Raw genomic sequence first — 12,650 nt, 5'->3', positions numbered from 1 at the left:
CCGTCCCGTCGAAGGCGAATGCTCCGGAGAACGGGTCGCCTACTCTTGCCCCATGGGTGCCGTGAAGACCAAGCGCATGCCGCGGGCCGTCCGTGAGCAGCAGATGCTGGACGCCGCCGTGCGGACCTTCGGGCAGCGCGGGTACATGGCCGCGTCGATGGACGAGATCGCCGAACTCGCGGGTGTGTCCAAGCCGTTGGTGTATCTGTACCTGAATTCGAAGGAAGACCTCTTCACCGCCTGCATACGCCGGGAGGCCGCCGCTCTCACCGCGGCGGTACGGGCGGGCGTGCGGCGTGAGCTGCCCGCCGACCGCCAACTCTGGGAGGGCCTGGGCGCGTTCTTCGCGCACACCTCGCAGAACCCGGACGGCTGGTCCGTCCTGCACCTCCAGGCCCGCACCCATGGCGAGCCGTTCGCCTCCGACGTCGCCGCGATGCGCGCGGAGATAGTCGCGTTCGTGACCCAGCTGATCCTCGCGGCGGCACGGGAGGCCCATCGCGACCCCGACCTGCCCGAGAGCGAGGTTGCCGGGCTCGCCGAGGCCCTGGTGGGGGCCGCCGAGTCGCTCGCCGCCTGGGCCAACGCCACACCGGGCGTCTCGGCGAGACAGGCGGCGGCGACCTTGATGAACTTCGCCTGGGCCGGGCTGGGCAACCTGATGGCCGGCAGTCCCTGGACGCAGTCGGACACCGCTCACGAGGTGAGCGGATAGACCTCCCCGGCCAGATGCAGCCGGTCCGCCCCGCCCCGCAGTTCGAACCGGCCGCCCTCCGCCGCGTACGTCACCGTCCCCGGCAGCAGCACCGGCGCCCGGAACTCCGCCGCCACCCGGACCCGTTCGGGCACCCCGTGCGCGGCCAGGCAGCGGGCCACCGTCCACATGCCGTGCGCGATGGCACGCGGAAAACCGAACAGCCGGGCGGTGAAGGGGTGCAGGTGGATGGGGTTGCGGTCACCGGAGACTGCGCCGTAACGGCGGCCGACATCGCCGGCGATGCGCCACTCGGCGACCTCGGGCAGCGGCTTGCGCTCCTCCTTCGCGGCCTCCGGAACCTGGTGCCGGGTGCGATGCCGGGTCAGATACGTGCTCCTCGACTCCCATACGACCTCGTCACCGACCCGCATCTCGGTGATCACGGCGGCCTCCGTACCGCGCCGGTGCGGTGCCAACCCGGCCACGCGCGCGGAGAGTTCGTACTCCCCGGTGGCCGCGATGGCCCGGTGCTGGGTGATGGTGATCGAGGTGTGGACGAGCCCGAGCAGCGGCAGCGGGAAGTCCCGGTCGCTCATCAGCCGCATCGCCAGCGGGAAGCCCAGCACATGCGGATACGTCACCGGCAGGGCGTCCTCCCCGGTGGGGAACCCGCACACCCGCTCGTACCCGGCCAGCCGGGCGAGGTCGACGCGCAGTCCCGGCAGCACGAGCCGGGTGCGCGGGAACTCCGCGCCCAGGCCCGGTCGTTTGAAGGGGGACAGCAGGGCGCCCCGGGTGAGCAGGGGCACCAGGGAAGGAGTACGGGTGAGGACGAGGTCCATCAGGCCCCCAGCAGGCTCTGGCCGCATACGCGTACGACCTGGCCGTTGACGGCCCCTGAGCCCGGATCCGCCAGCCAGGCGGTCGTCTCGGCGACATCGACGGGCAGTCCGCCCTGCGCGAGCGAGTTCATCCGGCGTCCCGCCTCCCGGATGAACAGCGGGATCGCGGCGGTCATCTTCGTCTCGATGAAGCCGGGCGCGACCGCGTTGACCGTCACCCCGTGCTCGGCCAGCGCACGCGGTGCGAGCGAGCGGACCAGACCGACGACGCCCGCCTTGCTCGCGCCGTAGTTGGTCTGACCGGCGTTCCCCGCCAGCCCCGCGATCGACGCCGTCGCCACGATCCGGCCGCCCCGCCTCAGCGTCCCGCCGGCCAGCAGCGCGTCCGTGGTGCGCAGCACGCTCGCGAGGTTGACGTCGAGCACCGAACTCCAGCGCTCGGCCGGCATGTTGACGAGCCGCCGGTCGCGGGTGATCCCGGCGTTGTGCACCAGGACGTCCAGCCCGTCCGGCAGCGCGTCCGCGATCCGGGCGCCCGCGTCGGGGTCGGTGATGTCGAGCGTGAGGGCTGTCCCGCCGAGCCGGTCGGCCACCCGCCGCGCGTCCTGTTCGGCCTGCGGCACATCGAGTACGACGACCCGGGCCCCGTCCCTGGCCAGCGTCTCGGCGACCGCCTCGCCGATGCCGCGCGCGGCGCCGGTGACCAGGGCGGTGCGGCCGGTCAGGGGGTGCTCGGGGTCGTCGGGCGCGGCGTCCGTGCCCTGCGCCGGACCCACCTCGACGACCTGTCCGCTGACGTACGCCGACTTGGGGGAGAGGAGGAAACGCAGGGTCGAATCCGCGGCGCGGGCGTCGGTGAGCCGTACGAGATTCACCGTGCGACCGTGCCCGATCTCCTTGCCGAGCGAGCGTGTGAAGCCCTCCAGGGCCTGCTGGGCGGCTGCCTGGTGATGGTCGGCGGGGTCGAGGGGCGCGCCGAGGACGACGACCCGGCCGCTCTGCGCGACCGACCGCAGGACCGGGTGGAGGGCGGCGTGCACCTCGGCGAGCGTCTCGACGTCCCGGACCCCGGTGGCGTCCAGGACGACGGCCGTCGGCTTGTCCGAGGAGGACGTCAGGTCCAGGGCCGTGCCGGCGAGGTCGAGGTCCGACTTGCCGGCGGTGAGGAGGAGGCGGTCGCCCAGCAGTGCGGGCCGCTGCGGTGACCATCGTTTCAGCGCCGCGGGCTGGGGCAACCCGAGGCGGCGGGTGAGGAAGCGGCCGGGGCCTGTGCCGGTGAAGCTCAGATAGCGGTCGGCCATGTCCCACTCCCAGTGCGCTCCGGTGCTGACTCCGGAGTAAGGTTACCCGAGGTAAGCCCAAGGTGGACGTGAGGAGTGGGTGGAGATGAGCTCCCTGTTGGCGCCGGCGGTCCGGCGCGTGGCGATCATCGGCGGCACCCGCGTCCCGTTCGCGCGCTCGGACGGCCCGTACGCCACCGCCTCCAACCAGGACATGCTCACGGCCGTGGTCGACGGCCTCGTCGAGCGGTACGAGCTCGGCGATCCGGGGGCGGTCGGTGAGCTCGTCGCCGGGGCCGTCCTCAAGCACAGCCGTGACTTCAATCTCGCCCGCGAGACCGTCCTCGGCTCGAAGCTGGACGCGCGCACACCGGCGTACGACATCCAGCAGGCCTGCGGCACCGGCCTCCAGGCCGTCATCGCCGCCGCCAACAAGATCGCGCTCGGGCAGACCGAGGCGGCCATCGCGGGCGGCGCGGACACGGCGAGCGACGCGCCCCTCGGCGTCAACGACGAGCTGCGTCGCATCCTGCTTCAGGCGCGGCGCGCCAAGTCGCTGGGCGAACGGGTCAAGGCGCTGACCCGGGTGCGGCCGTCCCACCTCGTCCCCGACATCCCGCGCAACGCCGAGCCGCGCACCGGGCTCTCCATGGGCGAGCACGCCGCCGTCACGGCCCGCGCCTGGAACATCTCCCGCGAGACCCAGGACGAACTGGCGGCGACAAGTCACCAGCGGCTGGCGGCGGCGTACGAACGCGGCTTCTTCCAGGATCTGGTCGTGCCCTTCCGGGGCCTGGAGCGGGACCAGAACCTGCGCCCCGGCTCCACCCCGGAGAAACTCGCCGCGCTGAAACCGGTGTTCGGCCTCGACCGGCCCGACCCGACGATGACGGCGGGCAATTCGACGCCGCTGACGGACGGGGCGGCGGTCGTGCTGCTGGCCGGCGAGGAGTGGGCGGCGCGCAGGGGGCTGGAGCCGCTGGCCTACCTCACCGCGTACGAGACGGCGGCCGTGGACTTCGTGCACGGCGATGTGGCGGACGGTGAGGACGGGCTGCTGATGGCACCGGCGTACGCGGTGCCGCGCATGCTGGAGCGCGCCGGACTCACCTTCTCCGACTTCGACTTCATCGAGATCCACGAGGCCTTCGCGTCCCAGGTGCTGGCCACGCTCGCGGCCTGGGAGAAGCGGGGACTGGAGCCGGTGGAGCGGGCCCGGCTGAATGTCACGGGCTCGTCCCTGGCGACCGGTCACCCCTTCGCGGCGACCGGTGCGCGGATCGTGGCCACACTGGCCAAGTCGCTGGCGGACAAGGGCGGTTCGGGACGCGGGCTGATCTCGGTCTGCGCGGCCGGCGGGCAGGGCGTGACGGCGATTCTGGAGCGAAGGTAAGGATCAGGTGAGACGAAGCTGAGTGCCCCTCACATACCCCCCGAGGTTGCACATACCCGGCTCCGGACCACCGCCGAACCCGCACAACCCCCACACGCAGGACCCGTACGATCGCCTGCCTAACCAGCGGTAACCCCTTTCCGCAGGCCTCCGCAGGTGAACGCCACGGTGCGCGAGGTACGTACGTCATGCAGCAAGCAGTTACGTCGCTGCAAGCCCGTCGCAGGAGCCGCCCGTGTCCACTTCGCTTCCCTCCTTCGCCCCCTCGGCGGCCTACGACGACGCTCCCGGACCGCACCTGGTACAGCCCGAGACACGGCGCCTGGACGGTGTCGTACGGGAGGCGTACGTACCGCCGTTCGCGCCCCCGGTGACCCATGGGTCGCTCGCCGACCTGCCCTTCGACAACGCGGCCGCGGCCCCGGATGCCGTGGTCCTCAGCCGCAAGGGCGCGGACGGAAGATGGGCGGAGGTGACGGCGGCTCAGTTCGCCGAGCAGGTGCAGGACGTGGCGAAGGGGCTGATCGCCGAGGGGTTGATGCCCGGCGACCGGATCGCCGTGATGGCGCGCACGGTCTACGAGTGGACCCTCCTCGACTTCGCCGCGTGGGCGGCCGGGCTGGTGACGGTCCCCGTCTACCCCACCTCCTCCGTCTTCCAGACCCGCTGGATCCTCCAGGACTCCGGCGCGGTCGCGCTGGTCACCGAGACCGCCGCCCAGGCCGCCGCGCTCGGCCCCGAGCTGGACCGCGTACCCGATCTGCGCCACATGTGGGTGATGGACAAGGGCCACGTCGAGCGGCTGGGTGAGCTGGGCGCGCAGCAGCCGGACGGGGAGGTCGGCGTACGGCGCGGCATGCTGGTGCCGGACACCCTGGCGACGCTCATCTACACCTCCGGCACTACCGGCCGCCCCAAGGGCTGCGCGCTGACGCACGGCAACTTCTTCGCCGAGGTGGACAACGCGATCGAGCTCCTCTACCCGATCTTCAAGGCGAGGACCAGCGAAGAGGCGTCGGTGCTGCTCTTCCTGCCCATGTCGCACGTCTTCGGCCGGATGGTGGCCGTGGCCTGTGTGCGGGCCAGGGTGCGGCTGGGCCACGCGCCGAGCCTGAAGGCGGAGGACCTGCTGCCGGACCTGGCCGCCTTCCGCCCGACGTGCCTGCTGACCATCCCCTACATGCTGGAGAAGGTCTTCAACTCCGCGCGCGCCAAGGCCGAGACGGGCGGCCGGGTGTCGTCCTTCGACCGCGCGGCCTCGGTGGCCGAGCGCTACGGCGAGGCGATGGAGGCCCGCGCGGCAGGGACCGGGTCGGGCCCCAGCGCGGCGCTCAAGACGGCCCGCGCCTGCTACGACCCGCTGGTCTACCGCCGTATCCGCAACGCGATGGGCGGCCGTGTGCGGTACGCGATCTGCGGCGGCTCACCGCTCGGCCGGCGCCTCGCCGCCTTCTACACCGGCGCGGGCATCGAGATCTACGAGGGCTACGGCCTCACGGAGACGACGGGCGCGGCCACCGTCACGCCCCCGCTCAAGCCCCGCCTGGGCACGGTCGGCTGGCCCGTGCCCGGCACCCGCATCCGCATCGCCGCCGACGGCGAGATCCTCATCGCCGGCGACCAGGTGCTGCGCGGCTACTGGGACCCGGCCGCGGGCGGCGTGGTCCCGGCCGCGGCCGACGGCTGGCTGCCGACGGGGGACATCGGCGCCCTGGACGACGAGGGCTATCTGACCATCACCGGCCGCAAGAAGGAGCTGCTGATCACGGCGGGCGGCAAGAGCGTCGCCCCGGCGCCCCTGGAGAACTGGCTCCGCTCGCACCCCCTGATCTCCCAGTGCATGGTCCTGGGCGACCGCCGCCCCTTTGTCTCCGCCCTGATCACCCTGGACATGGACGGCGTCACCCACTGGCGCCGGATGAACGGCAAGCACTCCGTCCCCGCCGAACTCCTCGTGACCGACGCGGAGTTGAGGGCGATTCTGCAGCGGGCGGTGGACGAGGCGAACAAGCTGGTGTCCAGGCCGGAGTCGATCCGCCGGTTCGCGATCCTGCCGACGGACTTCACGGAGATGGCGGGGCATCTGACGCCGTCGATGAAGCTGCGCAGGGAGGCGGTCATGCGGGACTTCGCGGCGGAGGTGGAGGAGCTGTACGCCACGTAGCCGCGCCGATACCGGGGGCGCTCCGTCCCGAGGTAAACGGTTGCCGTCTCGTTACGACAACCGCTTGACGTGACATGCCCTCCCCGCGTTGGCTACCGCCAACCCCGGGTAGCAACGCCGCTCTCCCCTTGGAAGGCCCAGTAGTGAACGCTCGTACCCCCCACACCTCCGCCGTACGCCGTATCGGCATAGCCCTCGTCGCGTCCGCCTCGGCGATGTCGCTCACCGCGTGCGGTGTCATGGACGGCATCGGGGGCGGTGACAGCTCGGCTTCGCCGGAGAAGGGTGACGACATCACGGTGGGTCTGCTGCTGCCCGACAAGGACACGGCGCGCTTCGAGAAGTTCGACTACCCGCTCATCAGGAAGGAAGTCGGCAACCTCACCAACGACAAGGGCAAGGTCGTCTACGCCAACGCCGAGTCGAGCACGGAGAAGCAGAGCCGGCAGTTCCAGCAGATGATCGACGACGAGGTGGACGTCATCCTCGTGGACGCGCTGGACGCCAAGGCCATCGCGTCGGATGTGCAGAAGGCGAAGGACGCGGGCATTCCGGTCATCGCCTACGACCGCCTCGCCGAGGGCCCCATCGACGCGTACGTCTCCCACGACAACGAGCTCGTCGGCCAGGTGCAGGGCCGCTCCCTCGTCGAGGAACTCGGCTCGAAGGCCGCGAGCAGCAAGGTCGTCATGATGAACGGTGACCCGGCCGACCCGAACACGGCCCGGTTCAAGAAGGGCGCGCTCGAGGAGCTCGAGGGCGAGGTGAACATCGTCAAGAAGTACGACACCGAGAAGTGGTCGCCCGAGGTCGCCAAGGCCAACATGGAGAAGGCGATCGCCGCCGTCGGGGTCGGCGACATCGCCGCCGTCTACTCGGCGAACGACGGCATGGCGGGGGCCGTCATCGACGCGCTCAAGGAGGCGGGCGTCAGCAAGGTTCCGCCGGTGACGGGGCAGGACGCGAACCTGGACGCGGTGCAGCGGATCGTCTCGGGCGAGCAGTTCATGACGGTGTACAAGTCCTTCCTGCTGGAGGCGACCAACGCCGCGAAGATGGCCGTGTACAAGGTGCAGGACCGCGACATCGAGTTCGACGCGCTGACCCAGGACTCGGTCGACAGCCCGACGCAGGACAAGATCCCGGCACAGCTGGTGTCGGTGGTCGCCCTCACGCAGAAGAACATCAAGGACACGGTGATCCAGGACGGCGTCTACACCGTCGACCAGATCTGCACCCCGGAGTACGCGGCGGACTGCGCGAAGATCGGCCTGAACTAGTCGCTCGGACGATCAGCCCCGCAGGCCCCGGCGGTGGCTCTCCACCAGGTCCGCGAACGCCCGGGCCGGCGGGCTGAGCGCGTCCCAGCGGCGGACGGCCCAGCCGACGGGCAGGGGGCGCAGGGCGGGGAGGGGGATCAGGCGCAGGTCCCCTTCGCCGGGGACCGACAGCCCCGGCAGCGCGGGCACCACCGCCCGCCCGACCCCCAGCTCGGCCAGCAGCAGTGCCGTGTCCCAGTCGGCGACGCTGGTGTCGTGCGCGAATCGGACGCCCAACTCGGCGCAGGCGGCCTCCAGATGAGCCGCCGAGGCGGAGTTCGGCGGCAGCCGGATCAGCCGTACGCCGTCCATGTCGGCGCCCGCGTCGACGTGCGGCCGTGTCGCCAGCGGATCGTCGGCCCGTACCGCCAGCACCCACGGCAGCTCCACCACCGGCCGCTGCTCGATGCCGCGCACCGGCGGGCCGAGGGTGATCCAGGCCAGGTCGAGCGTGCCGTCGGCCAGCGCGTCGAAGCTGCCGCGGCCCGAACTCACCGTACGGAACTCCAGGCTGACCCCTGGGTGGCGCCGCCGGTAGGCGACGACCGCCTCCGACATGAAGTGCCGTACGGTCGTCGCCCCGGTCGCCACCCGCACATACCCGCTCTCGCCGGCCACGAGGTCCCGCAGCCGCCGCACCGCCAGATCCAGCCCGGATATCCCCTCGGCCGCCGCCGTCTCCAGTACCCGCCCCGCCTGTGTCGGCACGACTCCCCGGGGCTGCCGCTCCAGCAGCGCGACCCCCGTCTCCCGCTCCAGCCGCTTCACATGCTGGCTGACCGCCGACTGCGTACAGCCCAGCTCCCGCGCCACCGAGCTGAGGCTCCCGGCTCGGCACACGGCCACGAACACACGCAGGTCGTCGAGGGTCATGACATCCAAGTTAATACTTGGGTGCGGTGACAAATCCCAAGGATTGACTGGGCTTTGCCCGATGTACGACGATCCTGAACGGGCCCGGGCGGCAACCCGCTCCTCGCCCTCGCCGGTGTCCGGACCGTGGCGGGGGAGGGAGCGGGTGCCGACCCAAAGCGTGCGAACGGAAGTCTCAACTCCCCTGCCTCTGACTTGACTTCACAAGGCATCCGCGTCACATTCGCATTTCTGACTCACCCTCAGATGCGCCCGGCTCGGAAACGCGGAGCCGTCCAGGCGGGAGTTGCCCCCATGACCACCAGCGCGGACCCCACCCGAAGACATGTACTCACCGCGGGCGCCGCCGGCACAGCCGCGGCCTTCGGTCTCGTGGGAACGGCCCAGCAGCGCGCCCGGGCCGCCGATCTGCCCCTCCTCGGCACCTACGACGTCGTGGTCATCGGCTCCGGAGCCGCCGGCATGACCGCCGCCCTGACCGCAGCCGGGCAGGGCCTGAGCTGTGTGGTGCTGGAGAAGGCGCCCACCTTCGGCGGGTCCGCCGCGCGGTCCGGCGCCGGGATCTGGATTCCCAACAACTCCGTGATCCTCGCCGCCGGGGTGCCGGACACGCCCGCCAAGGCCGCCACCTACCTCGCCGCCGTCGTCGGCGCGGATGTTCCGGTCGAGCGCCGGCAGGCCTTCCTCGCGCACGGCCCCGCGATGCTCTCCTTCGTCATGGCCAACAGCCCCCTGCGCTTCCGCTGGATGGAGGGGTACAGCGACTACTACCCCGAGCTGCCCGGCGGCCTGCCGAACGGCCGCTCCGTGGAGCCCGACCAGCTCGACGGCAACCTCCTGGGCGCCGAGCTGGCACATCTGAACCCGCCGTACATGGATGTGCCCGCCGGCATGGTCGTCTTCAGCGCCGACTACAAGTGGCTGGCCCTGGCCGCGGTGAACGCCAAGGGCGCCGCCGTGGCCGCACAGTGTCTCGCGCGCGGTACGGCGGCGGCCCTGCGCGGGGAGAAGCCGCTGACCATGGGGCAGTCCTTGGCGGCCGGGCTGCGGCTGGGGCTGCGGTCGGCGCGGGTGCCCGTGTGGCTCGACACGCCGCTGACCGACCTGTACGTCGAGGGCGGCGCCGTCAGCGGAGCGGTCGTCACCCGGGACGGCGGCCCCGGCCTGGTCCGCGCCCGCCGTGGCGTGATCGTCGGCTCGGGCGGCTTCGAGCACAACGCGGCGATGCGCGAGCAGTACCAGCGGGGGCCCATCGGCACGGACTGGACGGTGGGCGCGAAGGAGAACACCGGCGACGGCATCCGGGCCGGGCAGCGCCTCGGCGCCGCGCTCGGCCTGATGGACGACGCCTGGTGGGGCCCGGCGATCCCGCTCCCCGGCCGGCCGTACTTCTGTCTGGCCGAACGCACTCTCCCCGGCGGACTGCTGGTCAACGCCGCCGGCACCCGCTTCGTGAACGAGGCCGCCCCCTACAGCGACGTCGTCCACACGATGTACGACGTCAACGACACCAGCCCAGCCATCCCGTCCTGGCTGATCGTCGACCAGCACTACCGCAACCGCTACCTCTTCAAGGACGTCCTGCCGACCCTGCCGTTGCCCGCCGACTGGTACGACTCGGGAGCCGCGCACCAGGCCTGGACCCTGGACGCGCTCGCCACCTCGATCGGCGTGCCGGCGGCGGCCCTGCGGACCACGGTGGACCGCTTCAACGCCCAGGCACTGAAGGGGAAGGACCCCGACTTCCACCGGGGCGACAGCGCCTACGACCACTACTACACGGACCCGTATGTGCTGCCGAACTCCTGCCTCGCCCCGCTCTGGCTGCCCCCGTACCACGCCTTCCGCATCGTCCCCGGCGACCTCGGCACCAAGGGCGGTCTGCTCACGGACGCCCGCGCCAGGGTGCTGCGCGAGGACGGCTCGGTGATCCGGGGGCTGTACGCCGCGGGCAACGCGAGCTCGGCTGTCATGGGGCACAGCTACGCGGGCGCGGGCTCGACGATCGGTCCGGCGATGACGTTCGGGTACATCGCGGCGAAGGACATCGCCGGGAGCCGCTAGGAGAGGGGGCCCGTGGGCTTCCTGGCGATCAGGAACGCCTGCGCGGACGTCTCGTCGAGCGCAGGGTCCGGTTCGCGGACCGTGCGGGAGAGGAGCGTGAAGCCGGCCGCCGTCAGCAGTTCGGCGATGTGTTCCGGGCGGCGGCGCAGGAAGGTGAGCGCGACCGGGTGACCGAAGGGCCGGTCGTGGTGCTTGTGTTCGTCACCGGCCTGGAAGGCGACGAGCAGCGGCGCGCCCGGAGCCAGCACGCGGTGGAACTCGGCGAAGAGGTCCGGGAGACGGTCCACCGGCGTGTGGATGGACGAGTAGAAGGACAGGGCGCCGGCCAGCGTGCCGTCGGGAAGGTCCAGCTCCAGCATGGAGCCCCGCTCGAATCGCAGCCCGGGGTTCTCGCGCCGGGCGATGGCGAGCATCGACTCCGACAGATCGATTCCGAACACGGGCAGCCCCAGGCCCGCGAGGCGCGCGGTCGTGCGGCCCGGACCGCATCCCAGGTCGGCCACCGGGCCGTCCCCGTCGACGAGTTCGGCGAACAGGGCCAGGACCGCCCGCTCCAGGGGCCTGTTCGCCAGCTCGTCCTGGAAGAGGGTCGCGTAGTCCTCGGCAATGGCGTCGTAGAAGGTGCGAGTGGTAGCGAGGAAGTCGGCTTCGGTCATGGCCGGGGACCCTAGCGAAGCCGGTGACTACTCGCCCCTGTCCTGCTGATCATCGGTCCGCATCCGGCCGGCACCGATCCCGGTTCCGACGGCTACGCCCAGACACATGCCCAGGGCGATCCCGAGCGCCAGGTTGTCGAGGACGGTCAGCCCGAGCGCGACACCGAGGCCCGTGCCGAGGGACAGACCGACGGAGATGCCCGTCGCCAGTTTGACGTTGGCGGGAGTCCCGCCGCTTTCCCCGTGGTTGTTCTCTTCCCCGCTGGTCATGCGGCGATCTTCCCACAGTGGCTCCTCATGCGAACCCCGAAGCCCGCAGCAGCGCGGTGGCCCCGGCCGCCGCCAGCACCACCACCGGGAACGGCGCCCGCCGCCACGCCAGCACCCCCGCGACCAGCACCCCGGCCGTCCGCGCCCACCCCGCGAAGCCGCCGCCCTCCGTCAGCCCGCCCGTCGCCAGCAACGCCACGAGCAGCACCACCGCGGCGGCCGTCAGCAGCTCCTGCACCCGCACGGGCAGTTCGACCCGCCCGTGCAGCGCCGGGCCGACCAGCCGGAAGGCGTACGTCCCCACCGCCAGCGCCAGGATCACGGCCACCGCGCCATTCACGCCGACGCCTCCTTACGGCCGTACCGGACCAGCCCCGCCAGCGCCAGCAGCACCGGCACGCCCGCCGGGACGGCCGGGGTCACCGCCAGGGCCGTCGCGGCGCCGAGCAACGCGCACCGCCGTATGCGGGCGTCCGTGCGCAGGGTCGGCAGCACCAGGGCCATCAGTACAGCCGGGAAGGCGGCGTCGAGGCCGTACGTCGCCGGGTCGCCGAGCGCGGTTCCGGCGAGCGCGCCGACGAGGACACCGGTGTTCCAGGCGGCGAACAGACCGAGCCCGTTGATCCAGAACGCCGCCCGGCGGCGCGGGGGATCCGGCTGGGCGAGGGTGAAGGCCACCGTCTCGTCGGTGACGAGGTGGGCGCCGAGAAAGCGGGCGAGCCGGCCCCGGCCGCCGATGACGTCCGCCACGGCCAGGCTGAAGGCGGCCGTCCGGGTGTTCAGGAGCAGCCCGGTCGCCGCCGCGGCCAACGGCCCGCCCCCGGCCAGCAGCACGCCGACCGCGCTGAACTGCGCCGAGCCCGCGTACACGAGCAGCGACATCACCACCGGCACCCAGACCGGCAGCCCGCCGGCCACGGCTATCGCGCCGAAGGAGACGCCGACGACACCGCTCGCCAGCCAGACGAGTGCACTTTGGCGCACCAGAGGTGCCATCATCGGTGTTCGGAGTAGCGAACGCATGTTTTCCAGAATGAACACCGAAGGGTGCGTTCGTCAAGGCGAACGAACGTACCTGTAGAGCGAACAACG

Annotated in this window: 12 protein-coding genes; 5 read left to right on the top strand and 7 right to left on the bottom strand. The window is 71.8% G+C overall.

Translation table 11 applies throughout. From position 1 onward, the window contains the following. The first annotated feature begins 52 nt into the window (after nucleotides 1-52). Nucleotides 53-715, top strand: a complete 663-nt coding sequence (locus tag ACZ7NC_RS25025) for a TetR/AcrR family transcriptional regulator (RefSeq protein ID WP_471491381.1) — start codon at nucleotides 53-55, stop codon at nucleotides 713-715. Here ACZ7NC_RS25025 and ACZ7NC_RS25020 read toward each other — a convergent pair. After that, a complete protein-coding gene (locus tag ACZ7NC_RS25020) occupies nucleotides 697-1,539 on the bottom strand; it encodes a MaoC/PaaZ C-terminal domain-containing protein (protein WP_471491379.1) in 843 nt (280 codons plus the stop codon). The two genes, ACZ7NC_RS25025 and ACZ7NC_RS25020, sit on opposite strands and share 19 nt — an antisense overlap. Next, entirely contained in the window at nucleotides 1,539-2,840 is a 1,302-nt protein-coding gene (locus ACZ7NC_RS25015; protein ID WP_471491377.1) for a 3-oxoacyl-ACP reductase, read from the bottom strand. Before ACZ7NC_RS25015 ends, ACZ7NC_RS25020 begins: the two co-directional genes overlap by 1 nt. 85 nt (nucleotides 2,841-2,925) lie before the next feature. Here ACZ7NC_RS25015 and ACZ7NC_RS25010 point away from each other — a divergent pair, with 85 nt between their 5' ends. The 3 genes from ACZ7NC_RS25010 to ACZ7NC_RS25000 all read left to right on the top strand — a co-directional run bounded on the left by ACZ7NC_RS25010 (nucleotide 2,926) and on the right by ACZ7NC_RS25000 (nucleotide 7,656). Next, nucleotides 2,926-4,212: an acetyl-CoA C-acetyltransferase gene (locus tag ACZ7NC_RS25010; RefSeq protein ID WP_471491376.1), complete on the top strand. Its 1,287-nt coding sequence runs from the start codon at nucleotides 2,926-2,928 to the stop codon at nucleotides 4,210-4,212. Nucleotides 4,213-4,447: 235 nt separating this feature from the next. Then, on the top strand, nucleotides 4,448-6,376 hold the full coding sequence (locus ACZ7NC_RS25005; protein WP_471491375.1) for an AMP-dependent synthetase/ligase: 1,929 nt from the start codon (nucleotides 4,448-4,450) through the stop codon (nucleotides 6,374-6,376). A gap of 143 nt (nucleotides 6,377-6,519) precedes the next feature. Then, nucleotides 6,520-7,656 (top strand): sugar ABC transporter substrate-binding protein, encoded by a 1,137-nt coding sequence (locus tag ACZ7NC_RS25000; RefSeq protein ID WP_471491372.1) that lies wholly within the window; start codon nucleotides 6,520-6,522, stop codon nucleotides 7,654-7,656. A 12-nt stretch (nucleotides 7,657-7,668) separates the two neighbouring features. Here ACZ7NC_RS25000 and ACZ7NC_RS24995 read toward each other — a convergent pair whose 3' ends face one another. Beyond that, the gene (locus ACZ7NC_RS24995; protein WP_471491370.1) at nucleotides 7,669-8,568 is read right to left on the bottom strand and encodes a LysR family transcriptional regulator; all 900 of its coding nucleotides are present in this window, start codon (nucleotides 8,566-8,568) and stop codon (nucleotides 7,669-7,671) included. A gap of 294 nt (nucleotides 8,569-8,862) precedes the next feature. Here ACZ7NC_RS24995 and kstD point away from each other — a divergent pair, with 294 nt between their 5' ends. After that, nucleotides 8,863-10,632, top strand: a complete 1,770-nt coding sequence (gene kstD, locus ACZ7NC_RS24990) for a 3-oxosteroid 1-dehydrogenase (RefSeq protein ID WP_471491367.1) — start codon at nucleotides 8,863-8,865, stop codon at nucleotides 10,630-10,632. Here kstD and ACZ7NC_RS24985 read toward each other — a convergent pair. Genes ACZ7NC_RS24985 through ACZ7NC_RS24970 form a run of 4 tightly spaced genes read right to left on the bottom strand, consistent with a single transcriptional unit; the run spans nucleotide 10,629 to nucleotide 12,581 of the window. Further along, nucleotides 10,629-11,288 (bottom strand): class I SAM-dependent DNA methyltransferase, encoded by a 660-nt coding sequence (locus ACZ7NC_RS24985; protein WP_471491365.1) that lies wholly within the window; start codon nucleotides 11,286-11,288, stop codon nucleotides 10,629-10,631. The two genes, kstD and ACZ7NC_RS24985, sit on opposite strands and share 4 nt — an antisense overlap. A gap of 27 nt (nucleotides 11,289-11,315) precedes the next feature. Then, the gene (locus ACZ7NC_RS24980) at nucleotides 11,316-11,558 is read right to left on the bottom strand and encodes a glycine zipper domain-containing protein (protein ID WP_471491363.1); all 243 of its coding nucleotides are present in this window, start codon (nucleotides 11,556-11,558) and stop codon (nucleotides 11,316-11,318) included. Between the two features lie 25 nt (nucleotides 11,559-11,583). Continuing rightward, complete coding sequence (locus tag ACZ7NC_RS24975; protein WP_471491361.1) at nucleotides 11,584-11,898, bottom strand: AzlD domain-containing protein; 315 nt, start codon at nucleotides 11,896-11,898, stop codon at nucleotides 11,584-11,586. Further along, complete coding sequence (locus ACZ7NC_RS24970) at nucleotides 11,895-12,581, bottom strand: AzlC family ABC transporter permease (RefSeq protein ID WP_471491359.1); 687 nt, start codon at nucleotides 12,579-12,581, stop codon at nucleotides 11,895-11,897. Before ACZ7NC_RS24970 ends, ACZ7NC_RS24975 begins: the two co-directional genes overlap by 4 nt. Nucleotides 12,582-12,650: the final 69 nt, after the last annotated feature.

This window comes from Streptomyces sp. NPDC111802, assembly GCF_055634335.1.
This window is presented reverse-complemented; position numbering and strand designations above follow the sequence as displayed.